Origin of the sequence: Vibrio sp. 10N.247.311.49 (assembly GCF_041467655.1) — a bacterium.
In the GTDB taxonomy this organism is placed as follows: domain Bacteria; phylum Pseudomonadota; class Gammaproteobacteria; order Enterobacterales; family Vibrionaceae; genus Vibrio; species Vibrio crassostreae_C.
Map to the genome: position 1 here is coordinate 1 of NZ_JBFSVA010000012.1, position 25,390 is coordinate 25,390.

Here is a 25,390-nt window from a genome sequence, read left to right on the forward strand (position 1 = left end):
GAATCGAACCCGCATCATCAGCTTGGAAGGCTGAGGTAATAGCCATTATACGATGTACGCACATCGTCTTAACGAGAGTGATAATGCCACATCTAACTGAAAACGAAACCTTTTTCTTTCATTTTTATTCTAAGTGCTCGCATAACCACCACTCCGCTAGTTTTTCAATCATGTTCGGCGTTTTAAGAGTGAATAAAATGTGACTGAACTCTCGTTAAACGGAGGGCGAGAAACAATGGAAAATCCCCCGCTATTTCTGTGACAAATTCGGTTTGATTTATAAACCAGTTTGTTGGTGTTAGCTTGTCATAAAACCCATACAAATTAAGGAATTTGGAGTGTTAACATAAACTGATTTTTAATCGTGTTTTGGCGTCCATTAATAACAATCTGAATGCATAAATTTAACTTATTAGTCGGTCAAAACATTCAGTAAACTAATCCAAAATGAGTAGAGTTATAGAGACTTCTAAGCCTTTGCAGAAAAAAGTAACGAGTTCAGTTGATAATTCACGCAAAAGCCTCGTCATTCCGTCTGTCGTTTGGTACATTTGCCGCACATTTTGTCTCCCCTAAAATACCCATGCCTTCTCAGTTCCGAATTAACAAAATTGTTGAAATTGGTGATACTCTTCACCGCAGTGGTTGCGCTCCGTATAAGCTTGAAAAATATACACAATATTATGCTAAAAAGCATGGTGTGGATGTGATGATCCAAGCAACGCCAACCGCGATTAATTATCAGTTTCCAGACGATAACAACGCTGTGATTCTAAAGCGTCTAAAGCCTGCGTCGATTAATCTGAGTTTGTTGGCCAATACGATCATTCGTATTAACCAACCGAGTAGTGAGCCTGTACCAGAGCCTGTCGGTTACTCTAAATTCGTGACTGCACTTGCCAATATGGGTATTCCGCCTGCTTATTTGATGCTGGTGGGCAGTACGTTGGAAGCGGTGGGCTTTTCTGCGTTATTGGGTTTGATGGTGTGGGTATGTCAGCAAGTTCTTCATTCACGTCGTGCTATCGCGGTTGAGTTCATCTCGGCACTGCTAACCGGTATCTTCGTGGCGTTTCTGGCGAGCACAGGGTTGCCGATTCCGGTGTGGGCGTTGTGTATCGCCTCGATTGTCTTGTTTGTCCCCGGGTTATCCATAGCTAACGCATTAGAATGTTTGGCGTTTAATGACTTGGTTTCTGGTACCAGCTTGCTAGGGCAGAGCGCCTTAACCCTGATTAAGCTGTTTGTCGGGATTATCATGGGGCTCAACATCGGTGAAGCGATATGGGGACAAGCGGTCTCCATCGACTATACCAACGCGGTACCGATGTGGATGCACATATCTGGCTTGGTGCTGATCTCTGTGTCTATCGGTGTGATGTTCAATGCTCGCCCTAAAGACATCTTACTTGGTTTGCCAGTTGCCGTTCTCGGTATGTGGGGCCCATTCTATCTAGGTTTTGATAGTGGTTGGGTTGTCGGCACTTGGGTGACGACGGTTCTTATTACTTTGTACGGAACTTGGATTGCCAAGAAGATGGAGCTCACGGGTTCTATTTATATCGTGCAAGGGATCATCATCTTGGTTCCGGGTAGCCGAGTATTAGTGAGTGCCAGCCAGTCGGTGTTTGAACAATCGATTTTGCCTATCCCGAGTATTGGTTTATCGGCGTTATTCATGTTCTCGGCAATCGTGGCAGGGCAAATTACCGCTTACTCGATTTACTCACCAAAAGTCGAACGTTAAGCCGTTCCGCTTTTCAAACCTTTAAACAAACACAGCTTAGCGGCTGTGTTTGTTCGTTTTAGGTGCTGCTCTTTTTTTAAAGACAATGAGCTCTCCGTAAAACTTGTTAGATTTATGCTCGCTAAGCCTGACAAGAGCCATTAAAATGGAACAAATTCTATTTAAATTAAGTATTAACGTATGTCTCTACCTCCTTGCCCGCAATGCCAATCTGAATATGTTTACCCAGACCAAAACAACCTAATCTGCCCTGAGTGCGCCTACGAATGGAACCCAGAAGAAGAGCGTTTAGAAAGAGAAGCCGCGCGTGTTAAGGACGTGAATGGCGTTGTATTGGAAAGTGGCGATAAAGTTACCTTCATTAAAGATCTAAAAATTAAAGGCAGTTCTAGCGTATTGAAAATTGGTACTAAAGCTGTGATTCGACGCATCAATGAAGGCAAAGATCACCAACTAGATTGCAAGCTGGATGGTGGCGGTGAAATGCTGGTTACGGCGAAGTACGTTAAGAAGCAGTAGTCGATAATAGGTCAAAATTGCGAGTCGCTCCTGAACTAAATAGCGTAGAAGCCGTTGGAGAATCAACATCATATGGACATGGTTAAAGCTGCTATTTCACATTCAACGGCCTTTCATTACTATGTGAACGCTTGCGCTGAGGATGGGGTAGATATTTACACGGGGATTTCCGATGGCAGTGATGCCTATTTAGAAAGACGAATTGCTTATTCAAAAGGCGAGGGTTTGCCAGAAGGGTGGACGCCTGCTTCTACTTATTTTTGTTTCGAGTCTGGACGTATTCTTGGAGTGATAAGAGTTCGTCATGGCACCAGTCCGTACATTCACGATGTCATCGGACATATCGGCTACGAGACTTTGCCACAAGCGAGAGGGCGGGGTATCGCAAGTCATATGTTGTCTTGGGTTCAACGGTACGTATTGTCCGAAAGCGCTATTATTACGTGTGAGAGGGGCAATATAGCTTCGCAAAAGGTCATTGAGAAGTGCGGTGGACAATTCCTGAGTACCTTTTATTCAGAGCAAGATAAACACGAAGTCTTACGTTACCAACTAGAACCAAAATGAACATTTAAGCGTGGCATCTTTTGGTTTGATCGGGGTTACTATGTCCCGGTTTAAACGAAAATGAAGCCATAGCCAATTATTGTTGGAGGTATTTTGAAGTATTCAACAAGACCTGCTCAGTCATCAGATTATGAATTTCTGTTCGAGCTTAAGAAGGCCGCTGAGTTTGAACCAATCAAGGCCGTATTTGGCTGGGATGAACAAATTCAACGAGATATACACGCCGAAGAGTGGGCAGAAGAACGCCCTGAAATCATTGAATATCAAGGTAAAGCGATTGGTAGTGTGTTGTTGCAAGACAAAGGCGAGCACTTCTATTTTTGCCGATTCTTTCTACTGCCTGAATATCATGGCAAAGGTATTGGCAGCCAAGTTTTAACGGATTGCTTAGCTCAAGCAGCCAAACTCAATAAGCCTGTGGAGTTGTGTTATTTACAAGGTAATCGAGTTGGGGAGTTGTATTTAAGGTTTGGCTTCGAAATCACCTCGCAAAACGATCAGTTTGTCTATATGTGGCGTGAATAGACACTCATTCAAAATGATCACACCGTGTCGGTAACTTGATAGGCACCTGACACTTATCTAACGTAAAACCTTGTAAAGCTCCCTATGCTTGATGACTAAGCGATTACACTTAGAAAAGATCGAGCGTAAGGGAGTGTGCAATGAATTATTACCCGACTTCAAAAATCGTGGGTGAACAAAGGTTTGGCTTTGGGCCAAAACTAGGTCAAACAACCTATTATTCTCCTGTAGAACAGTTGGATAAAAAGCCATTCGTTCACCAAGCTATACAAGACTTACCGAGTACTGAATCTACTCTGATTAAAGTAGGAGAGAATCGTGTACAACGAATGAAGGCCAAGGGTGACGAACAACAGATGCAAGCCACGAAGAAAGAAGCGCAGTCTTTTCTTCGAACGCAGTATCGACAACAAGCTCAAGCTCGCCACCTACAAAGTGTTGAAACTCCTTATGGTTTTCAAGAGCGCATCATTCAGTTTTGGAGCAATCACTTCGCCATCTCGGTCGATAATCGAAAACTGATGCCCTTGGCCGCCAGCATTGAAAACGATGTGGTTCGCCAGCATTGGAATGGTAACTTTGGCGAGATGCTGATGGCTTCTTCTAAACATCCTGCGATGCTTCTGTATCTCGATAATCAACTCTCGATTGGTCCCAATTCAAAAGTCGGAAAGCGCCGTAATAAGGGGCTCAATGAGAACCTCGCTCGTGAGATCTTAGAACTCCACACTCTTGGCGTTGACGGTTCTTATACTCAGCAAGATGTTATTGCTTTAGCAAAAGGCATTTCAGGCTGGGGCATTAAATTCAAATCTCCTGATGCTGGTTTTCGATTCGCTAATAATCTGCATGAACCCGGAAGTATCACACTGCTTGGCAAGTCCTATTCTCAATCCGGCGTCTCGCAAGGAGAGTCGTGTTTACAAACCTTAGCGACCCACAAAGACACTGCTAAGCATTTAGTTGATAAGCTTTGTCAGCACTTCATTGGCGACATACCTAAAGAACTCTCAGAGCAAATGGTTGCTGAATATCTGAAAGGCGAGGGAGATTTACTGCCTATTTATCGCTTGTTATTGAACAGCGCTGAGGCGAGTAAACCTAACCCCAATCGTTTTAGACCACCGAAGGAGTGGCTGTTTGCCGTCCTTCGTAGTGCCGATATTTCTTTAAACGAGAAACAGGCATTCAATGCACTCAACAATTTAGGGCAGCCTCCTTTTAAACCGGGTTCACCTGCAGGGTGGTCGGATCAAGACAGAGACTACAATAGCCCTTCGGCGTTGACTCAACGTATGCAAGTTGCGAATAGGCTTGCGTCTGCTGCAATAAAATCGGCTAAAGCGTCAGGAGTTAAGCCGAAAGCGGTAGTGGATAAAGTGATCGCGGGTTTATATGGCGATGCTATTGATGAACACACCCAAATTGTATTGAACAAAGCCGACAGCGCTGCAATGCAACTTTCCCTGTTGTGGCTAAGCCCTCAGTTTCAATATCGTTAGGAGTGGGTATGAAAAAGCCAGATTGTTCTCAGAATAAAGCGCCACATAGTATTAACCGCCGCCAGTTCATGGGTATTGCGGCGGCTGTTGGCGTCAATGCGATGCTGCCATTTCCAAGCTTTGCCAAAACAGGTTCAGACAATATCTTCATTTGGGTATCACTGCGTGGCGCGATGGATGGTTTAAATGTTGTAGTGCCGCATGCCGATCCTGATTACTCTAATTTGAGACCCAACATCGGATTGAAACCAGAACAGCTACTCAAGTTGGATGATTTCTTTGGGCTCCATCCGTCTCTAAAGCAGTGCCATCAATGGTATAAAAGTAACGAACTCAGCTTTGTACACGCTTGTTCAACCGCTTATCGCGAGCGTTCACATTTTGATGGACAGAAGATATTGGAGAATGGCACTTCCGACCCGTTTAACACCGTAGGGTGGATTAACCGTTTACTCACGTTGAGCTCAGAAAAATACGATGGAATCGCAATTGATTCGGGCTTACCACTCATCATGCAGGGCGAATCGACCGTGGCAAGTTGGTACCCAAACCGCTTAAAAACACGAGATAAACAAACGGAACTGCTGGAACAGTTGTTTCAAAGTGACCAAATGCTGTCTTCAAACTTTGAAAGCGTCATGAAGATAGATCAATTGGTAGGCGACCAAGGTGTCGGCAAACAGTTTAAATCATTGATGGGTAAAACAGGCGACATATTGTCGGCTGATAACGGACCAAACATCGCAGCGTTAGAACTTGGTGGGTGGGACACTCACGCCAATCAAGGCAACGTAAATGGTAGGTTGAGTAATCAACTTAAAACTTTGGATGTTGGGTTAGCGGCTCTCAAGGCGTCACTAGGTGATCGTTGGCAGAAGACAGTGATCATCGCGGCCAGTGAATTTGGTCGAACAGTAAAAGAAAACGGCACTAAAGGCACCGACCATGGCACCGGCAACGTCATGTTTGTTGCGGGTGGTGCGCTGCCATCGTTGAAAGGATCGGGTGGTAAGGTTATTGCTAATTGGCCGGGCTTGAGCCAAAGCCAACGATATGAAGGCCGAGACCTTAATCCAACGATTGATATGCGTTCGGTTATCAAGGGCGTGCTCAACCAACATTTATCGGTAGAAGTGAAACAACTCAACACTATCTTCCCTGATAGTGCCGATATTAGACCGATGAATCTTGTTTAGAGTTTTACCAAGACCCTGTTAGATGCGATTCAGTCGTTTGAATCGCTTTCTATTTGTGACTCGCTTGTTTACGATTTAATCGCCAACAGTGCTCCGAACGTCACTAAGCCAAATCCACATGCTTGATTAAGCCTTTTCTTTGCTCTCAATAGATGCTTTTGCAATGTATTCGAAGTAAACAGCATAGCGACAACGCCAAACCATAAACCGTGAAGAACGATCATGTAAAGCCCATAGCCGAGCGCGACATGCTGGTTTTCTGCATCAGGTGAGATGACTTGGCTGAAGATGCTCAAAAAGAACAACATGGTTTTTGGGTTGAGCACGTTACATAAGAAGCCTTGGGCTAAATAGCTCCAAACACTGGTGCTTTGCTTTGCATCTTCCATCGGTGCAAGCTTGTTGTCCGCACTCAAGATACCTTTTAGCCCTAGATAAATAAGGTAGGTTGCACCTGCGTATCTAATCATGTCAAACAGCTGCTCATTCTGTGAGATTAAATAACTGATCCCAAGCATTGAATAACTGATGTGAGCACAAATCGCTAAACTCACACCGATTGCAGTCCAAATCCCTGCTTGTCTTCCTTGGTTGACACTGTTTTTCAAAACTAAAACGAAATCAGCGCCTGGGCTGATAACAATCAATAGTCCCAATACTGCTAGGATTAACCACTCCATAATGACTCCAACTCTTTATATTTGATGAGCCAGCATTGTATGGTTTTTTATTGCTGCCTATAATCGAAATGAATGCCACCTATCTGTGAGAAAAAATCACACATGAGACATTTGAAAGCATTTCATATTTTCCACGTAGCAGCGCATTCGAGTAGTTACAGTGAAGCGGCGGATAAACTCAATATCACACATGGCGCGGTGAGTAAGCAGATCAAGGTATTGGAAAATCACTTATCTCACGCCTTGTTCTATAAACAGGGCAGGAATGTGTGTCTCACCAAAGAGGGGGAATTACTCAAAGGTTACACAGAGCAAGCGTTCCAAGCCTTGGAAACTGGAGTCCATAAGCTTAATCAGCTGAATCATCAAGCGTTGGAGGTTTCATGCGAACCCACATTGACCATGCGCTGGTTAATGCCTCGACTCGGTGATTTCTATAACGAATCCGGAATTGATGTTCGATTGTCTACCGCAGGTGGGCCTGTGACATTAGGCGCAACTGGATTAGATATGGCCATTCGCCGAGACGACTTCAACGTAACCGAGCATTACAAACAGATACCGTTAGTTGAAGAGTGGGTTGGCCCTGTGTTCTCGCCTGATTACTGGCAACAGGTCAAAGACAAGCTAGCCGATGTAAAATTACTGCACAGCAGCACGCGACCAAACGCTTGGAGCCACTGGGCATCCATCACCAAAGATAGTGAATTTGATCGCCGATTGGTGTCACAAACTATATCAAACCAGACCTTTGCACACTTCTATTTCTGCTTTCAAGCGGCTGTTGATGGGCTAGGAGCGGCTCTTGGTTCTTATCCATTGGTGGTTGATGATTTGAATAGAGGCAACTTAATCGCACCGTTCGGCTTTGTGCCTTCCGGTCATCAGTACATATTGCTCACACAAGATAACAAGCGCGATGAGCCAGAAAGCCCGTTTGTGGTTTGGCTGAAAAATGAGTTATCGCAGTGTGTTCCAACCTTAAAGGAATGACAGTCTTCGACCTAGAAGTTTACTTGTCTTATGTCAGACTCTAGTTCGTTATTGTGGAAATCACTCAATAGGTAAAGACAGCACGCCGCCATTGAGTTCGACTTGGTTTAACCATTCTGTTGGAATCGCTCCGGCTTCTTCATAGAAGCAAGCCGCTAATACCGCGCCAATCACGATCGCACGCCCGCAGCTATCGCCCCCACATAAAATGTTGTCGCGGATACCTTGTTTAAAGCTCTGAGCGCCAGCAATGATGCGAATCAGCAGCGGGAACGCGGCACTCAATTCGCAATGCAACCCGAACTTTTTCGCGGCATCTGTTATTGAAAGCTCAGGCGCTGAGAGGGCTTCATCGATTTGATCGTGTATAAACTTGCTGCAGGTTTGTCGTACCATCTCTACTGATTGTAATGGTGAATTGCCTTGTATCGCGGCTTGAATCAGTAGGGTGATGGCTTGTGCCCACTCTACCGCTTTATCATTATTATTAGTGACTCGTACCGCACTCTCTACCATTGCAGGTAAGGTGTGAGAGGTGTAAGTACACGCCACTAATGGAATGATCTTTGAGACTGCGGGGAGCTGTGTATCATCCGCGCCACAGGCAGTAATCGGGGCATTTGCCAATTCTAATTGATGGATGTTCAACAAGCTCATACGAGTCGCTTTATCAATATAGCCTCGCCAACTACCACCAAAATCAAACCAGAATCGGAAGTGCTTGATGTAGCTCGCTTCATCGTACTGTTGGTTGTCGACTAAACTGTCGACCATCGCCAATAGCTGAGCACCATACTGTGATTGTTCACCTGCGGTTTTACCTTGGTGAGCAAAGTAGCCCTTGTCTTGATAATCGAACTGATTCGGTGAGCGAAATTCTGGCTCAAAACCTGCTACGTGTAAGATCCTCTCTTGGTCATATAGCCAGTGCAGCCCCATTGAAGCAGCGTCTCCAACTAATGCGCCGACAACGGCGTAAAAAGCTCTTTCTTTATGATTGTCCATGCTGAGTGAAGTCCTTGAGAAGATCCAATGGAATTTGATACTTCAAGTATAGTGACTAAATGATGGGTTTGCTGTGTTTCAGTAGAGAGTTTTCAAGCAATTAATCCTGATTGGTCAATGAGTTAAACCAATCAGGGTAAGTGGATGAATATTATGACTTAGGTGGCTATGTTGACATCTAACAGACGCTTGAATACACGTCTAAATAAACAATGACACTAGCGGTTAAGGTAAACACTCGAGCGTTGTTCAATGACTTTGAAAATACGTGAAAGGGTGAAACATAACGCGAAGTAAACCGCACCAACAATCAGCCAGATCTCGAAGATCAAACCGGAAGAGTTCGCCATTTCAGTGCCAACAAATGTCATCTCTTGAATCGAAATCAGGGATACAATCGAGGTATCTTTTACTAGAGAAATTGCCTGACCTGCTAAAGGCGGTGTGATGGCCGTTAATACTTGCGGGCCAACCACAAATCGATACTTAGACAACGCCGATAAGCCGAGTGAATCGGCCGCTTCCCATTGCCCTTTAGGAATACTTTCTAAGCCAGCTCGAATCACTTCTGCGATGTAAGCCGAAGAGAGCAAACCAATACAGATAACACCAGACGCCAAGTTTTCCCAAAGGTTAGCAGGACCAAACAGAAAGGCTTGAACAGCGTTAATCTCGCCGTTGTGTTCACGTAAGATACTTTCCAAACCAAGTAATGGAATCAGTTGGTTAGAAACGAAGAAATAGAATATGAAGACAAAAACCAGTGGTGGAATATTTCGAACCAGTTGGATAAAAATCAGTGCAGGCGTACGAAAGAAAGTGATTTTAGAGTGCCTTGCAACGCCAAGTAATGTACCAAAAGAGAGTGCTAACACCATACTCCAAACACTCAAGCGCAGTGTCGCGATCAAGCCTTGGAAAAAGTAAGGAATATTGCCTTGAGAAGGCGGAATGAAAATCAGGGTAAACGCATCTTCCCAGCGCCACTGGTAGTTAATACCAACAGCGGAACGATAATAAAGCCAGCCTGCAAACACACAAATGACAGCTAGTAACACGCCATCTAAAAGGTTAAGGCGTTGATACCAAGGCTTCATATGAACGTTGGGCTTAGGTGTTGTTAATGCGCTAGTACTACTCACGTCATTCCTGTTTAAACGATAATAATTGATGTGTTGTGAGAGGTGGCTATGAGGTCATAGCTATCTCGTTGTTTTTAACAAGGCAGCGCAAACAATGCACTGCCTCGATTCACTAGCAAAAGTTCTGATTACTGACCTTGAGCAATCTGGTCTTGCCAATCTAGAGTAGAGAACCAGTACTCGTAACGCTCTTTCAACCAACCGTCTTCAGTACGTGCTTTGATCCACTCGTTGAAGAATTCTGTCTTGTCAGTTTCACCTAGGCGAACTGCAAATGCTTCATTACCTTTTGATAGGCGTTCTTCGAATGGAATAAATAGCGTGTCTGCGTTTTTAATCGTTTCGTGTTCTGGTTTCGGGCTAGACGCGATAACCGCGTGTGCGTTGCCGTTTAATACTTCTTGGAATGCTTGAGCATCGTCATCGAACTGTAGAACTTTCGCTTTAGGGAAGGTTTCACGAGCTACTTGCACTGTGAATGCACCACGACGCGCTGCAATTTTTACACGGCGAGAATCAAAATCAGAGATTTGTGTAAAACCTTTTGCTAGCTCTTTATTCGCTGCCAGTTGAACGCCAGAGTGCGAGTAAGGTTCAGTGAACAATACGCTTTTAGCGCGAGCTTCAGTGATAGACATACCGCCAATGATTACATCAAACTTGTTCGAAAGTAGAGAAGGAATAATGCCATCCCATGCCGTCGGTACGAATTCAACTTTCCAGCCAGAATCTTCAGCAAGACGTTTTGCTACATCGATTTCAAAGCCAACAAGATCGCCTTGTTTGTTACGCATCGCCCAAGGAACAAATGTCGACATACCAACGCGTAGAGAGCCACGTTCGTTTATTTTGTCTAGGTTAGGCGTTTCAGAAGCAAGTGCAGGCAAACTGACGGCAAGCGCAAGTAGGGCTGTAATTGCGGTTTTAAATAGCTTCATGCTGATAAATCCTTATTGTGTTCGCCAGTTAGCTCCGAGCTTATGCTCAAGCCAAGCTGCAACGGCAGAAAGTGAAAGTGTAAGTGCAAGGTAAATGATCGCCACAGAGAACCAAATCTCAAATGGCATCGCGGTTTCAGAAACTATGTTTCTGGCTTCGGTTGTTAGGTCAAAGATAGCCATGACACTCACAATCGAAGAGTTTTTGATAAGAGAGATCACTTCATTAGTCAAAGGTGGCAAGGTGCGTTGCACCACCTGAGGAAGAATCACATCCCAGTAAGTATAGGTCTTTGATAAACCCAAAGATTGAGCTGCTTCAAATTGTCCTCTCGCAATACCATTTAAACCAGCACGGAAGATTTCGGCGGTGTAAGCACCTTGGAAAAGTGCCAAGGCCAAAACGGCAGTGCTAAAACGATCCAGCCCTAACACGGGGCCAAACACAAAATAGAGCAAATAAATTTGTACTAATAACGGCGTGTTACGAATCAACTCAACATAGCTGGTGGCCAAGGTGCGTCCAACCACAGAGTTTGAGTTTCTCAATAGCGCCGTCGTTAAGCCGATGATCAGTGTCGCGACCAAAGAAATCAGAGAGATATTGATGGTAACCAGTAGCCCTTCAACTAACTCTGCAGGCCACCATTCGCCATCTTCATAGAAAGCAATATAGTCCGGCACGCGCTCCCATTGCCAGCTGTATCCCATGGTTTGTGCGCCAGAATCGAGAATCCAGACAACAGCGGCCACTAGTACAACAATTTGTATTAGAGCGGAAAGGGCTGGTTTAATAATTCGAATCAACATCAATAAGTCAGGATCTGATTTAGGAACGCTTGAGTACGTTCATGTTGAGGGTTTTCAAAGAGCGCTTGTGGGGTATTCGATTCCACAATTTGTCCTTCATCCATGAAGATAACGCGGTCGGCCACTTGTTTTGCAAAGCCCATTTCGTGGGTGACACACACCATGGTGATGCCTTCGCTCGCCAGTTCAACCATCACATCGAGTACTTCGTTGATCATCTCCGGATCAAGCGCTGAAGTGGGTTCATCGAACAAGAGTAATTCCGGCTTCATACACAGAGAACGGGCGATAGCCACACGTTGTTGCTGGCCGCCAGAAAGTTGCACTGGGTATTTGTTGGCTTGTTCTGCAATGTGCACACGCTCGAGATAGTGCATTGCTATCTTTTCGGCTTCTTGTTTGCTTTTTTTAAGCGTACGAATTGGAGAAAGAGTAAGGTTCTCAAGCACGGTAAGATGGGGGAATAAATGAAAGTGCTGAAACACCATTCCGACTTGGCCCGGTGTGTTGAACTTACTCGGGAGCACTTGTTCTAGCACGGAAAGTTCGCCACTTTCGAAAGGTTCTAGCTGATTGATGCAACGGATCAAGGTTGATTTACCCGAACCAGACGGCCCGCAAATCACCACTATCTCTCCTTGTTCAATATTTAAATCGATACCCTTTAGGGCATGAAAATCACCATACCACTTGTTAAGTGACTTAAACTTAACCATTTCCTTGAGATTGTTCAAATCGTTGTTCATACCTAGTAAAGAGACAGGTTTACCTTAACAATATAGAAATATGATTGCACATAAAATTAGGGACTTATGAGAATTTAATAGCATCTTGTAGGGCAAATTAAAAAGCAGCGCTCAAAATGAACGCTGCTTCTGTTGTACGAAAGAAAAAAGTAATGGGTTCAGTCAGATGTGAAAATTCATCGTTGTATGACCACTATCTTTACTTTCTCTCTATTTTCCCGATTCTTAGTGAATCGCAGACTCTAGAATCTCACGTGTTTTCTCTGGCGTGATTGCTTGATTCTCACCAAGTTGTAGGTAGCCGTGTGATTCAAGTTGAGCGACAACATTGTCAATCGCCGTTGCTTTGTTTGTTTCGTAGCCGTCAAACATGGTTGCTACGTCTAGGCTGTGGTAGAACGCTTCGATTGCAGCGATTGTGCGTTCTGCTAAATCAGCACCCGCTTCTAGGCCAAATACGTTACGACCCATTTGCTCTAGCTTGCCACGTTTTGCTTCGATTTGGTTACGAAGTAGTGAAGGTTGAACAATCGCAAGCGAACGTGCGTGGTCTACGTGCCATAGTGCTGTGAATTCGTGGCCAATCATGTGAGTTGCCCAATCTTGAGGAACGCCAGTACCAATCAGGCCGTTAAGCGCTTGGTTTGCAGTCCACATTAGGTTTGCACGCCAAGCGTCGTTGTCACGCTCGTCGTATTGCTTACCCAGTACAAGTAGGTTCTTAAGCAGTGTTTCTGCGTAACCGTCTTGAACCATCGCGTCTGTTGGCATTGTGATGTATTGCTCACATACGTGAACCCACGCATCAACTAAGCCGTTGATCAGTTGGCGTTCAGGTAGAGACTTCATTACATCTGGATCCATAACCGCGAACTTAGGTTGTACTGCAGGGTTCATGAACGCCAGTTTCTCTTGAGTCTCTTTACGAGTGATTACAGCACCCATGTTAGATTCAGAACCTGTCGCAGGAAGTGTCAGTACCGCACCAATAGGAGTTGCTTCAGTAACTTGGTGTTTGCCCGCTAGGATATCCCAACCGTCGCCGTCGTATTTAGCCGCTGCAGCAACGTATTTAGAACCGTCGATTACTGAACCACCGCCAACGGCGATAATGAATTCTACGTTTTCTTCTTTAACAAGAGCGACGGCTTTATCTAGCGTCTCTTTCGTTGGGTTAGCTTCAACACCAGCGAACTCGATCCAAGCGTGATCCTTGAGAGAAGCGACAACTTGGTCGTAAACACCGTTGCTTTTGATTGAACCGCCACCGTAGATGACTAGTACTTTCTTCGAAGTATCAACCGCTTGGCTGATAGCGTTGATTTGGCCTTGGCCGAAGTGGATAACTGTAGGGTTAACGTAAGTGAATTGCATTAGAGATTCCTTGTGTAAAGCTCAATTTGTTATTTTATTTGATTGCTCAATTTCTATATTTGCATATTAGTACAGTAATCTAGGGTGATGAAGAGCTGATCCTCCAAATAAATTGCCTATTTCTACAAAATTGATATTCTTTCTCTGCTTTAGCTTACTTACTCTTAGCACTTGGAATGGAAAGTCGCCACTTATGAAAACACTCGCTCAGTTATTACAGTCTTATGTTGAACACAAAGGTTGGGATGACCTTGAAGGGATCAGAGAAACTGAAATTAGCGGTGTGTGGTTGTATCGAAGCAGTGGCGGGAATCAGCGTCAGCCATTTACTTACCAGTCTGGCATTATCATGCTCGGACAGGGCAAAAAGAACATCTACATTGGTGAAAGGCCAGTGACTTACGCTGCAGGTGATTATCTTGTGGTGGGTGTGCCAATGCCGTTAGAGTGCGAAGCCTTGCCTGTTAATGGCGAACCATTGCTTGGTTTGTCGATAAGCATTGATTCTCAACGTTTGCATAGCTTAGTCAAAAAGCTCGAAGACCAAGGCTTTCTAGAGAGCTACTGCAACAAGCATAAACAGAACTCGAGTGGCTTAGAATCGACGCCGATGGAAGAGCAAATGCTAGAGAGCTTTACCCGGTTGGTGAAAACGCTGCATTGCGACATTGAAGCCAATATATTGGGCGATGCGATGGTGACAGAGATTGTCTACCGCGCATTAACCGGTTCAGAAGGGCGTGTGCTGTTTGATTTAGCTCATCATGATGGCCATTACGCACGTGTCGCTAAAGCGCTGTCTAAAGTGCATGAAGAATACGACCAAACCATCACTGTTCAATCGCTGGCTGACGAAGCCAACATGAGCGTGTCTGCCTTCCACTATGCATTCCGTAATGTCACTTTTGAATCACCACTGCAATATTTGAAGAAGGTTAGGCTCAACAAAGCGAAAGAGCTGATTCAACTAGAAGGCCTTCGTATTAGTGATGCTGCACGTCGAGTCGGTTACTCCAGCCCATCTCAATTTAGCCGCGAATTTAAGCGCCACTTCAATACTACTCCAAGAGCGGTTTAGTTCTTCTTTCAACGAAACTATGTGTTGAGAGCTATAATGCCAAAAGCTATGGTGACGATTGCTCATATTTGTTGAATTATATGAGTAAATGTATCTAATCATAGGCATTGTCAGATTGTAGGTATTTGATTCTCGAATATATTATTAACGTACTTATATAAAATAAGCTCTCGAAAATAATTAATTAAATAGCCTAAGAGTTTATGCACAGGTATAGGGGAGAAACTCACTAACTTAGCTATTAACGAAGTTTTAGTGTGAACAACCTATCAAACTGCATCTAAATTTCGTAAATTACTTATCACACTACTTGAGAGAGTATTCAGGATTATTGAATAGTTTAAAAATTAAAGAGAATTTAGCAGTTGATAAAGCCAAATGTGACGGATATTTAGTCGTGTGATGACTAATTATTCTGTAACTTGCTGATTTATAGTCACCTTAGAGTCTGACGGGTATCACGTTTACCCTAAAATAATTCACTTAACATGGCGCTACTTTAATCATTCTTCCAAATACGATTGTTAAATATAAATACGTATACCTATTTTATTAAAAGGATAATACCGATGAGTAGCGATATCATTAAAATTTCAAGAAACACTGAAAACGCACCAATTAATTCTGTATCTACACAAACGGTCGCTTTTTCTCATTATAATAACTTTTCTGCTCAACTTCCGATTGACCCTAAAACGGGTGAAATAGTCATCGGTGATATTAAAGATCAAGCAGCACAATGTTTGAATAATATTAAAGCGATTGTTGAAAGCATCGACCATGTTATGGATGATGTCGTGAAGATTAATGTTTTCGTTAAGAATATTTCTGATATCGATGCTATTGATGAAGTTTACAAAAACTTCTTCCACAACAGCCTTCCAACACGCACTGTCGTGGGTGTCACTGCACTGCCAAGCAGCGATGCGCTGGTTCAAATGGATGCTCTCATTTCTAACGGTGAAGGCACTAAACCACAAGCTCCTTGCGCGCTAATTAAGGTCTCAAGAAATACGGATAACGCACCTCAAAGTGCTGTGTCTACGCAGACTGCAGCCTTTTCTCACTACAACAATCTTTCAGCTCAGTTGCCTATAGATGTAGCCACAGGTGAGTTGGTTGATGGTGGTATCAAAGCGCAAACAGCGCAATGTCTATCAAACATCAAAGCTATTCTAGAAAGTATCGGTCATGTCATGAATGATGTGGTTAAAACGACTATCTACCTAAAAAATATCGCAGATGCGGAAGTGGTAAATGAAGTATGTGCTAAATTCTTCCCAAGCTACGTTCCTGCTCGTACTGTTGTTAACGCAGCTGAATTACCAATGGGTGCTTTAATTCAAATTGATACATCCATTTCACATGGCGACGGTACACCGCCGCAATTACCAGAAGACACTCGCTTACTGGTTATTGAAACCAATAATACTGTTTCTGCACCATTCATGCCTTATTCGCATACTGTTGCTTTCTCTCACTACAATCATATTTCAGCCCAATTACCTTTAGATCCGAAAACAAATGAAATCGTTGCTGGCGGGGTAAAAGAACAAGCGGAACAATGTTTAAACAATATTAAGGCGATAATTGAAAGCGTTGACCATAGCATGGACGATACGGTGAAAATTAATATTCAACTTAAGGATATTTCAGATATTGATGTGGTAAACGAAGTCTACACCACATTCTTTAATGCTGAGTTGCCTGCAAGAACGGTAGTCGGGGTTTCAGAAATCCCAATGAATGCTTTAGTACAAATTGATGCTGTCGTTTCTAACTGTGAAGGGACACCTCCACAAGACGTTGTTGCATAAATCAATTGAACCCTTCTCGATAATATCGATCAGATCTCGGTTTAGCTTCCAAATAGGGAGCAAACTCAACAGGCCGAGATCTGATCCGTCACTTCATTACTCAAGTCCATCGAAGCGACACACCTAAGCTTATCCCGTAAACATGGTATTTATAAGGTTGAAGTGTTTTAATATGAAAAACAGACGCTTAACGTAATAAAGAAAACCAGTTTATGCAATTTCGAGCCATTTTACTGCTATGCCTTACCCTAATAGGGTGTTCGTCCAATCAAGAGTTGGTAGCCGACCCAACAACCATCACGCTATTTTATGGTGATACATCCATCGCCGCAGGTGTTTTAGAGGATAAAACATTCAATTCAGTCCTTGCCGATAGGGTTGAAAGCGTTACGTTTTCGGGCTCAATATCAAAGAAAGACTCTGGCTATTTTGTCGATATGTTAGTGATTCGAGAAACAAAAGAGCCACGTTCAACACGACAGCTTAACACCTCGCTTCTAATGAAACCGGGAGAGTTAGTAGATGTTGGCGGCGTGAATAACGATGTGTTCAGGGTAATCCTCGAGTAACAAAAATAAAGTGTTCAATTAATCTGATTTTTTGCTTTACCTCAACCTAACTTCAAGTCTTAAGCTTCTCTTACTGATTAAGAAGGAGCTTATTATGCAAAATAACTACGTAAAAGAACTCGCCGTTAAAACTTACCAAGAAGACCTTCAAAAAGAGTACGTTAGATCTAAAGCTCAGCCATTCCACGCCCCAAGTTTTATCGGTGGGGTGCTGTTGTCAGTTGTGCTGGTGGGACTGTTTTAATTTATGCAGAATTTCTGATCCATTGCCAACTCTCAACATATCTATTTGCTGCACTTTAATGCTTACGGCACAATCTCTTAGGTTGAATTGTGACGCTAATGTCGAGAGGAAGTGAAGTATGGCAAGTCCAAGAGTATTAAAGTCACAGATTACTGATATTACCTGTGGCGAGAATGTCACTATCATCGAGCCAAGTAACGTTTATGGCTGTGAGCTTAAAGATGATGTGTTCGTTGGCCCCTTTGTTGAGATTCAAAAGAACACCGTGATAGGTGCGAGAAGCAAGATTCAATCTCACACCTTTATCTGTGAGTATGTGACCATTGGAAGTGACTGCTTTGTTGGTCACGGAGTCATGTTTGCCAACGACTTATTCAAAGAGGGCAAGCCAGATCCTAATCCTGAAAGTTGGGGGCGTACCTTGATAGCTGACAACGTCACGATCGGTTCTAACGCTACGGTTCTGTCTGTCAGCATTTGCGAAGGTGCAGTAATCGGCGCGGGCAGTGTGGTAACGAAAGACATCACCGAAAAAGGTATCTACGCAGGTAACCCAGCCAAGAAATTGAGAGGTTTACCGTAACCGTATTAATAAGCCGTGGTTCATGAATCATAAGGTGCGGCTTTTTAGGGAAACATTAGAGTATTTGTCATGGATGTATTTTTACACTTACTTCAACCGAATGACGCGAGTGCGCTTTTGGATTTTGAGGTCGAAAATCGAGAGTGGTTTGAGCAATTTATTCCAGTTAGGGGTGATAGCTTCTATTCAAATGCAGGTGTGACCGAGCAAATCACCAGCTTTCTAACTGAATACGAGAATGGTGAGATGATTCCTATGTTGATCAAAGATGCCAATGGCACTGTCTGTGGAAGAATCAACATCCGCGATATCGACCAGATCGCCCATAGTGGAGAGCTAGGGTATCGAGTAGGTCGTTCCTTTGCTTCAAAAGGCATTGCGTCTAACGCAGTAAAGCAGTTTCTACTCTATTTGGAGGAACAGACCAACCTTAAATATGTTGATGCCTATGCGTTAGTGGACAATATCGGTTCCAACAAAATCTTATCCAATACCGGTTTTGAATTGGTCGAGTATGTTGAGAGCTACGCGGTGTTTAAAGGAGAACATCAAGATGCTCATTATTATCGTAAGGTTTTAGCTGACTAGGTGACTATCAGTGCCTTATACATTAGAAGCTGGCAGCGTCCTTCTAGCCAGCTTCGAGCCTTTATTTTCAAGGTTTAAGGTTACTTCTAGGGTTATGGCCACTTCTAGTTATACAGTTACTTCTGAGGTTTATTGCGTTCGATTACGCTAATTGCGATTGCCAAAAACAGGATGTCTTTCACTAGGAAGAAGTTAGTGACTAAGATGCCATCCGATACTTTCCAAGCGTTTGGCGTTGTAATCAGGAAGCTGAGTGTCACAACAAAGATAGCCGCTGCAGCAATGCCTGAGTAGAAGGCAACTGTCGGTTTCTTAAATCCAACGATCAGTCCAATCGCGACAATGATCTCCGCGCCACCCACCATGTTAGACACAGCTTGGACTGAGAACAGATTGTAAAGCCAGTTCATTGCAGGATGGTTTGCGATTAAAGGCTCGATAAGCATTGCTTCGGTTGGCGTAAACTTGTAAATACCAATCCAAGCTAACACCAACGCTACGCCAATCACGCCTAGGTTATATCCCACATTACTCTGTTTTAAATCATAGGTTTGAACATGCATAAAAGTACTCAATTTAATAAACTCCCTGAATATGACCGCAATAGCTCAGATTAAATTTCGCATTGAGAATAATAATTAATATATTTATCTAAAAACTTAATAGGTAGCGACTTATTGTCTCGATAGGAACTCAAAGGCTAGTGATGTTGAGAACCAAAGCAATGGGTAGGCGATAGTGCTGTTCAAAAGGTAACGCGAGCTTTCTAATTTTTGTTTTCAATATTCATGATTTGGATTAGATTACGCTGATGTTCACCCTAATTATAAGAAGAGTATAACCAGTGAAAATTCATAGAATTAACCCGACCAAACGTTGGTCTGATGTAACTGTTTTTAACGGTATTGCAAGCTTTGTGGAAGTGGCAGAGACGGATACAACAGCAGGAATTAAGAGTCAGGTTCAGCAAATCTTCGAACAAGCCGAAGAAATGATGAGTTTGGTAGACAGCGACAAATCTCGCGTATTGTCAGTGACTATTTATCTCACGGATTTCGCTAACTTTGATGCACTCAATGAAGTTTGGGAAGCGTGGTTCCCTGAAGGCTGCGCGCCAAGCCGTGCATGCGTGAAAGCAGAACTTGCTAATCCTGAGCTACTGGTTGAGATGTCGTTTATGGTTGCTGCGGGTGAAAAGTTTCAATAAGCCGAACTATCGATTGAAATAAGCTTCGTAGATAGAAGTAACGAACAGATAAAACAAAGCCACTCAGGTGAATCACTTGAGTGGCTTTTTAGTGTTCTACGCTACCCGAAACTAAATCGGGTCAGGTATTAAGCGATACCTTGATCTCTTGCCATCTGCTTCGCGATCTTCGGCGCGTGCCATAGACACGGGAGCAAGATAAACGATACCGGAACCGCTGTGATTACAATGAACGACTGTAGAGCGGAGATGCCGCCTGAACCCATTGAGATAAGTGCGATCGCTACCGCACCCATGATGATACCCCAGAAAGTACGTACCGCTGCGTTTGGCTCTGTCGTACCCGTCATTACCACACTGATGGTGTAAGTCATTGAGTCACCTGTTGTCACGATGAACGTGGTCGTCAGGATCAGGAACAGAATTGCAATCAGAGTTGGGAACGGCAGTTGCGCGGTAATTGCTAGAAGAACCGCCGGAAGGTTGAAGCCTTCGAACGCACTAGAAATCACACCTGGGTTCTCTAATTCAAACGCTAGACCACTACCACCAACGATGCTGAACCAGAAACACGTTACAAGCGGTGCAACGATGCTAATAGAAACGATCATTTGGCGAATAGTACGGCCACGTGAGATACGAGCAATGAAGATCGCCATCATTGGGCCATAACCTAAGAACCAACCCCAGAAGAACACAGTCCAGCCACCTAGCCATGCTGTATCTTGGCGGTATAGCGCCATTGGGATGAAGTTATCAACCATTTCGCCCATACCTTGCAGGTAGCCATCAACGATGAAGCTCGTTGGGCCAACAAGAAGGATGTAGCCGATTAGACACACAGACAAGATGATGTTGTAACGGCTTACCAGTTGGATACCTTTGTTCACGCCGCTCAAAGCAGAAAGCGTGTACATTGCGATAGCAAAGATAATAACAACACTTTGAGTTGCAAAGCTGTCTGAAATGCCAAACAGTTCGCTCAGTGCGTAGCTGATTTGTAGGCCAAGGAAGCCGATAGGGCCGATAGTACCTGCGGCTACAGCCACGATGCTGCATGCGTCGACAACGTTACCAACCCAACTGTTAATCGCTTTGTCGCCAAGTACTGGGTAAAGCAGAGTGCGAGGCTTAAGAGGAAGGCCTTTGTCGTAATGCAAGTGCATTAACACGATGGAAGACAAACCACCTAAGATTGCCCATGCAAGGAAACCCCAGTGCATGAAAGATTGTGATAGAGCATTGAACGCCATCGCTTGAGGATCTGCGTTGCCATACAGTGGCGGAGCTGAAACAAAGTGAGCGATAGGCTCTGCGGCTGCCCAGAACACACCACCGCCGGCTAGCAGCGTACATAGGACGATAGACATCCATTTAAAGGTGGTCATTTCAGGTAGGGCAAGCGTTCCTAAGCGAACGTGGCCGGTGCGACCTAGTGCAAGCACTAAACCGATAATGAAGTTGAGAAGTAGTAGGACTTGCCAGAAAGCACCGAACCACTTAGTTGAATAACTAAAGCCGATGTTTACAAGTTCGGACAACACGGAGGTGTTGGTGAAGGCTAGGATGACAAAGAGGGTTAAAAAACTGCCACTAAGCCAAAAGACTGGGTTTCCGAGTTCCAGTTTTTCACCCAAAGATTGAGCTTTATTGAAATCGATAGAAGTAGATTCTGCGTTGATGTTTTCGTTGGCGACTTGCGTCAAGTTGGACATTATTTCTTCGCTATATTTGGCTCTTTCGAGCCTATGTATTTCTCCCACACTTGCATTGGAAATGTGAGGTTCGTCAAAAAAATCCGCGATACTACCACAATTGTTAAGAAAAAGTGGGCAAATTTAGAAAAGAAATCAGTTCTACGGCGAAATCAATCCCTTTTGGTTAGTTTTAAAACGAAATTTCAGAACGAACAAATAAAGCAGATATGAATAGAGTTTTGTAATTAAGGATACGAATTAGGCGATATTTTTTAGCGTACCGAAATAAATTTAATATTAGTTGTTCGTGCAAAATAAGTGTCGACTCATTGCATGCTATAAACAAATTAATGCGAGTCATTTTATAAATATCGAATATTTTAGGTGTTAAATTGGCACTGTTACCTACAGTTGTTTTGCGAAGAGATTTAAGTGATGAGAAATATGACACTTAAATTAAGCATCTTGAAACAATAACTTAAGGGACAGCTAACATGCACCTAAACCAAGGAAGAGTGGCCAAGAAAGTTTTTACACTCAGTACTCTCACCGCGTCATGCTTAATGGCGTTCAACAGCTACGCGGCTGTGGATTGTTCAACGTTAGAAGCGTGGGATTCCGCCACGGTGTACACCGGTGGTGATCAGGTTTCACATGACGGCAGCGCGTACTCAGCGAATTACTGGAATCAAAATAACAACCCGAGCCAATTTGAGGGTGACTATGCACAATGGAAAAAGATTGATGTGTGTAGTGGTGGCGGAGGTGGCGGTACGCCAAATGAAGTACCAACGGCTTCATTAACGGCACCCTCTGCTTCTGACGTGATTACTGAAGGCGATAATGTTGTATTGAGTGCAACAGCACTAGATTCTGATGGCAGTGTGGCTTCGGTTGAGTTCTTTGTTGATGGCGCATCTGTTGCGGTAGTCACAGCGGCACCTTTCGAAGCGACTTGGGCTGCAACGTCGGGTAATCATCAGGTTTCTGTTGTTGCAACGGATAATGAAGGCGCAGCAAGTGTTGCAAGTGCGGTTTCTGTTTCTGTTGATTCAGCACAACCAGGGAATGAAGCACCGACAGTTTCAGTTGCACTTTCAGTGACATCTGTTGATGTTGGTGGTGTAGTCACACTGACAGCAACGGCAGCAGATAGCGATGGCACGGTTGATAAGGTTGATTTCTACGTAGCGGGTGCTCTTGTGGGCACTGCTGCAACGAGCCCTTACACGTTAGATTACACAACAACTCAAGCGGGTTCTTTAGCGGTTTACGCGAAAGCAACAGACGACCAAGGTGCGACTGCAGATTCTGCGTTGGCATCTTTGACCGTGAACGGCGCTCCAACAGTGAGCACATGTCGCCCTGATGGCTTATATCAAACTCAAGGTGTCGATGTTCCTTACTGTACAATTTACGATGATGAAGGCCGTGAGAAAATGGGCGCAGACCATCCCCGTCGTGTCATTGGTTACTTCACAAGTTGGCGTGCAGGGGATGACCCACAAGCAGCTTACCTAGTAAATGATATTCCTTGGGAACAACTCACACACATTAACTACGCTTTCGTGAGCATCGGTTCAGATGGCAAAGTAAACGTCGGTGATGTAAACGATCCAAATAACGCAGCGGTTGGTAAAGAGTGGCCGGGTGTGGAAGTTGATCCGGCATTAGGCTTCAAAGGTCACTTCGGTGCATTAGCGACAGCGAAGAAAAAACACGGCGTGAAAACGTTAATCTCAATCGGTGGTTGGGCTGAAACAGGTGGTCACTTCGCGACTGATGGCAGCCGCGTGGCTGATGGTGGTTTCTACACCATGACGACCAATGCTGATGGTTCTATCAACCATCAAGGTATCGAAACATTCGCGACTTCAGCGGTCGAAATGCTGCGTAAGTACCAGTTCGATGGTCTAGATATCGATTACGAATACCCAACTTCTATGGCTGGCGCAGGTAACCCATACGACAAAGACTTCATGGAGCCGCGTCGTCAATACCTGTGGGCGTCGTACCAAGTGTTGATGAAAGTGCTACGTGAGAAGCTCGATGCGGCGTCTGCGCAAGATGGCAATCACTACATGTTAACGATCGCAGCGCCTTCTTCTGGTTACCTATTACGCGGTATGGAAACATTCGATGTAACCAAGTACCTCGATTACGTAAACATCATGTCTTACGACCTTCACGGTGCGTGGAACGATCACGTAGGTCATAACGCAGCCTTGTTTGATACGGGTAAAGATTCAGAGCTAGCGCAGTGGAACGTATACGACACGGCGGCTTACGGTGGTATTGGTTATCTGAACACGGATTGGGCTTACCATTACTTCCGTGGTTCTATGCCAGCAGGCCGTATTAACATCGGTGTGCCTTACTACACTCGTGGTTGGCAAGGCGTAACGGGTGGTGAGAATGGTCTTTGGGGCCGAGCAGCACTGCCAAACCAATCTGAATGTTCAGCGGGTACGGGTGAAGGCGAGAAAAACAACTGTGGCCATGGCGCTATTGGTATCGACAACATGTGGCACGATACCGATCCAAAAGGTAACGAAATGGGCGCGGGTTCTAACCCTATGTGGCACGCGAAGAACCTAGAGAAGGGTATTTGGGGCTCTTACGCTGAAGCTTACAAGCTTGATCCTGTGAATGATCCTTCAGATGTTCTAACGGGCACTTACACGAGAAACTACGACAGTGTGGCGGTTGCCCCTTGGTTGTGGAACGCAGAGAAGGGCGTATTCCTTTCAACAGAAGATAAACAGTCTATCGACGTGAAAGCGGACTACGTTATCGACAAAGAGATCGGCGGCATTATGTTCTGGGAACTAGCAGGGGATTATAACTGTTATGTTCTCGATGCGAATGGCAACCGAAGCTCTATCGATACGACTGAGCAAGCGTGTAACAGCGGTAACGGTGAGTTCCACATGGGTAACACCATGACGAAAGCTATCTACGATAAGTTTAAGTCTGCAACACCATATGGAAACAAAGTAGCGACGGGTGCTATTCCAACAGAAGCGCTAGATATCGCGGTATCGGTTGGTGGCTTCAAAGTCGGTGACCAAAACTACCCAATCAACCCTAAGATCACGTTCACGAACAACACAGGGCAAGCTCTTCCGGGTGGAACTGAGTTCCAATTCGATATCCCAGTATCTGCACCTGATAACGCGAAAGATCAATCGGGTGGTGGTTTGACCGTGATTGCTTCAGGTCATACTCGCGCGGATAACATCGGTGGACTAGATGGAACCATGCACCGAGTGGCGTTTACGTTGCCGACATGGGAAGAGCTTCCTGCTGGCGGTGTGTATGAGTTAGACATGGTGTATTACTTGCCAATTTCTGGCCCTGCTAACTACGCGGTGAATGTCGGTGGCGTTGATTACGCGTTTAGCTTCGAGCAGCCAGATCTACCATTAGGTGATATCAGTTCAGGTGGCGGTAACCCTGGCGATGGTGGCACCAATCCAGGTACATGTGATACGGCAGGTTTAGCGGTTTACCCAGACTTACCTCAGAAAGATTGGGCAGGTAACCCAAGCCATGCAAACACAGGAGACCAAGTGGTTCACAACGGTAGTGTTTACCAAGCAAACTGGTGGACAAGTTCTGAACCGGGTAGCGATGGTAGCTGGACTCAAGTTTGTTCTTAATTTAATGCTAAGCAAACTATTTATAGACAATAGAGTGTAGTAATAGGTAATAAACACAAATGCTTTTAAGTCTATTTATCAGGAATTAGTATCAATTAAGTAATCAATCTAGACGTAAAATCAAAAAGCCGAACTGAATCCAGTTCGGCGTTTTTGTTATAAGTCACAGATTACGTATAGAAACCCTTAAAAATATCGACA

General features: G+C 44.3%; 24 protein-coding genes. 15 read left to right on the forward strand and 9 right to left on the reverse strand.

Annotated elements, in window-relative coordinates; translation table 11 throughout:
• Nucleotides 1–583 precede the first annotated feature (583 nt).
• The 6 genes from AB6E54_RS13095 (at nt 584) to AB6E54_RS13120 (ending at nt 6,056) form a co-directional block, all read left to right on the forward strand.
• Nucleotides 584–1,747, forward strand: coding sequence for a threonine/serine exporter family protein (locus tag AB6E54_RS13095; RefSeq protein WP_017058966.1), 1,164 nt, complete (start codon nt 584–586; stop codon nt 1,745–1,747).
• Between the two features lie 180 nt (nt 1,748–1,927).
• Complete coding sequence (locus AB6E54_RS13100) at nt 1,928–2,266, forward strand: zinc ribbon domain-containing protein YjdM (protein ID WP_004731484.1); 339 nt, start codon at nt 1,928–1,930, stop codon at nt 2,264–2,266.
• 72 nt (nt 2,267–2,338) lie between these two features.
• Complete coding sequence (locus AB6E54_RS13105; RefSeq protein ID WP_372106078.1) at nt 2,339–2,833, forward strand: GNAT family N-acetyltransferase; 495 nt, start codon at nt 2,339–2,341, stop codon at nt 2,831–2,833.
• 93 nt (nt 2,834–2,926) lie between these two features.
• Nucleotides 2,927–3,358, forward strand: a complete 432-nt coding sequence (locus tag AB6E54_RS13110) for a GNAT family N-acetyltransferase (protein WP_017081499.1) — start codon at nt 2,927–2,929, stop codon at nt 3,356–3,358.
• A 140-nt stretch (nt 3,359–3,498) separates the two neighbouring features.
• Nucleotides 3,499–4,860, forward strand: coding sequence for a DUF1800 family protein (locus AB6E54_RS13115; protein WP_372106080.1), 1,362 nt, complete (start codon nt 3,499–3,501; stop codon nt 4,858–4,860).
• An 8-nt stretch (nt 4,861–4,868) separates the two neighbouring features.
• Nucleotides 4,869–6,056 carry a DUF1501 domain-containing protein gene (locus AB6E54_RS13120; RefSeq protein ID WP_372106082.1) on the forward strand — a complete coding sequence of 396 codons (1,188 nt, stop codon included), beginning with the start codon at nt 4,869–4,871 and terminating at the stop codon, nt 6,054–6,056.
• A 68-nt stretch (nt 6,057–6,124) separates the two neighbouring features.
• Here AB6E54_RS13120 and AB6E54_RS13125 read toward each other — a convergent pair whose 3' ends face one another.
• The gene (locus AB6E54_RS13125; RefSeq protein ID WP_372106084.1) at nt 6,125–6,736 is read right to left on the reverse strand and encodes a LysE family translocator; all 612 of its coding nucleotides are present in this window, start codon (nt 6,734–6,736) and stop codon (nt 6,125–6,127) included.
• A 102-nt stretch (nt 6,737–6,838) separates the two neighbouring features.
• Here AB6E54_RS13125 and AB6E54_RS13130 point away from each other — a divergent pair, with 102 nt between their 5' ends.
• Nucleotides 6,839–7,729, forward strand: a complete 891-nt coding sequence (locus AB6E54_RS13130; protein ID WP_372106086.1) for a LysR family transcriptional regulator — start codon at nt 6,839–6,841, stop codon at nt 7,727–7,729.
• Between the two features lie 60 nt (nt 7,730–7,789).
• Here AB6E54_RS13130 and AB6E54_RS13135 read toward each other — a convergent pair whose 3' ends face one another.
• The 6 genes from AB6E54_RS13135 to AB6E54_RS13160 all read right to left on the reverse strand — a co-directional run bounded on the left by AB6E54_RS13135 (nt 7,790) and on the right by AB6E54_RS13160 (nt 13,744).
• Nucleotides 7,790–8,734 carry an ADP-ribosylglycohydrolase family protein gene (locus tag AB6E54_RS13135; RefSeq protein ID WP_229647857.1) on the reverse strand — a complete coding sequence of 315 codons (945 nt, stop codon included), beginning with the start codon at nt 8,732–8,734 and terminating at the stop codon, nt 7,790–7,792.
• A gap of 218 nt (nt 8,735–8,952) precedes the next feature.
• Nucleotides 8,953–9,876: an amino acid ABC transporter permease gene (locus AB6E54_RS13140; RefSeq protein ID WP_136978171.1), complete on the reverse strand. Its 924-nt coding sequence runs from the start codon at nt 9,874–9,876 to the stop codon at nt 8,953–8,955.
• Nucleotides 9,877–10,004: 128 nt separating this feature from the next.
• Entirely contained in the window at nt 10,005–10,814 is an 810-nt protein-coding gene (locus AB6E54_RS13145) for a transporter substrate-binding domain-containing protein (protein ID WP_372106088.1), read from the reverse strand.
• A 12-nt stretch (nt 10,815–10,826) separates the two neighbouring features.
• Nucleotides 10,827–11,624 carry an amino acid ABC transporter permease gene (locus tag AB6E54_RS13150; RefSeq protein WP_017062664.1) on the reverse strand — a complete coding sequence of 266 codons (798 nt, stop codon included), beginning with the start codon at nt 11,622–11,624 and terminating at the stop codon, nt 10,827–10,829.
• Nucleotides 11,624–12,370: an amino acid ABC transporter ATP-binding protein gene (locus tag AB6E54_RS13155; RefSeq protein WP_029224268.1), complete on the reverse strand. Its 747-nt coding sequence runs from the start codon at nt 12,368–12,370 to the stop codon at nt 11,624–11,626. The genes AB6E54_RS13150 and AB6E54_RS13155 overlap by 1 nt, the downstream gene beginning before the upstream one ends.
• 225 nt (nt 12,371–12,595) lie before the next feature.
• Nucleotides 12,596–13,744: an iron-containing alcohol dehydrogenase gene (locus AB6E54_RS13160; protein WP_371725284.1), complete on the reverse strand. Its 1,149-nt coding sequence runs from the start codon at nt 13,742–13,744 to the stop codon at nt 12,596–12,598.
• A gap of 193 nt (nt 13,745–13,937) precedes the next feature.
• On the opposite strand from AB6E54_RS13160, the gene AB6E54_RS13165 reads away from it, so the two are divergent.
• From AB6E54_RS13165 to AB6E54_RS13190, 6 genes are all read left to right on the forward strand, one after another.
• Nucleotides 13,938–14,822, forward strand: coding sequence for an AraC family transcriptional regulator (locus AB6E54_RS13165; RefSeq protein ID WP_017062661.1), 885 nt, complete (start codon nt 13,938–13,940; stop codon nt 14,820–14,822).
• Nucleotides 14,823–15,391: 569 nt separating this feature from the next.
• Complete coding sequence (locus AB6E54_RS13170) at nt 15,392–16,639, forward strand: RidA family protein (RefSeq protein WP_017064467.1); 1,248 nt, start codon at nt 15,392–15,394, stop codon at nt 16,637–16,639.
• A gap of 212 nt (nt 16,640–16,851) precedes the next feature.
• Nucleotides 16,852–17,208, forward strand: coding sequence for a hypothetical protein (locus tag AB6E54_RS13175; protein WP_372106090.1), 357 nt, complete (start codon nt 16,852–16,854; stop codon nt 17,206–17,208).
• Nucleotides 17,209–17,302: 94 nt separating this feature from the next.
• Nucleotides 17,303–17,452, forward strand: coding sequence for a hypothetical protein (locus AB6E54_RS13180; RefSeq protein ID WP_017062658.1), 150 nt, complete (start codon nt 17,303–17,305; stop codon nt 17,450–17,452).
• Between the two features lie 118 nt (nt 17,453–17,570).
• The gene (locus AB6E54_RS13185) at nt 17,571–18,035 is read left to right on the forward strand and encodes an acyltransferase (RefSeq protein ID WP_017062657.1); all 465 of its coding nucleotides are present in this window, start codon (nt 17,571–17,573) and stop codon (nt 18,033–18,035) included.
• Between the two features lie 69 nt (nt 18,036–18,104).
• Nucleotides 18,105–18,623, forward strand: a complete 519-nt coding sequence (locus AB6E54_RS13190) for a GNAT family N-acetyltransferase (protein WP_102428561.1) — start codon at nt 18,105–18,107, stop codon at nt 18,621–18,623.
• A gap of 116 nt (nt 18,624–18,739) precedes the next feature.
• On the opposite strand, the gene AB6E54_RS13195 is transcribed toward AB6E54_RS13190, so the two are convergent.
• Nucleotides 18,740–19,186, reverse strand: a complete 447-nt coding sequence (locus tag AB6E54_RS13195; protein ID WP_017108085.1) for a DUF417 family protein — start codon at nt 19,184–19,186, stop codon at nt 18,740–18,742.
• Nucleotides 19,187–19,467: 281 nt separating this feature from the next.
• Here AB6E54_RS13195 and AB6E54_RS13200 point away from each other — a divergent pair, with 281 nt between their 5' ends.
• Nucleotides 19,468–19,830, forward strand: a complete 363-nt coding sequence (locus tag AB6E54_RS13200; protein WP_017062654.1) for a RidA family protein — start codon at nt 19,468–19,470, stop codon at nt 19,828–19,830.
• Between the two features lie 128 nt (nt 19,831–19,958).
• Here the strand turns inward: AB6E54_RS13200 and AB6E54_RS13205 are convergent, their stop codons facing one another.
• Entirely contained in the window at nt 19,959–21,545 is a 1,587-nt protein-coding gene (locus AB6E54_RS13205) for a BCCT family transporter (protein WP_017072212.1), read from the reverse strand.
• Between the two features lie 476 nt (nt 21,546–22,021).
• Here AB6E54_RS13205 and AB6E54_RS13210 point away from each other — a divergent pair, with 476 nt between their 5' ends.
• Complete coding sequence (locus tag AB6E54_RS13210; RefSeq protein WP_017072213.1) at nt 22,022–25,189, forward strand: chitinase C-terminal domain-containing protein; 3,168 nt, start codon at nt 22,022–22,024, stop codon at nt 25,187–25,189.
• The last annotated feature ends 201 nt before the right edge of the window (nt 25,190–25,390 follow it).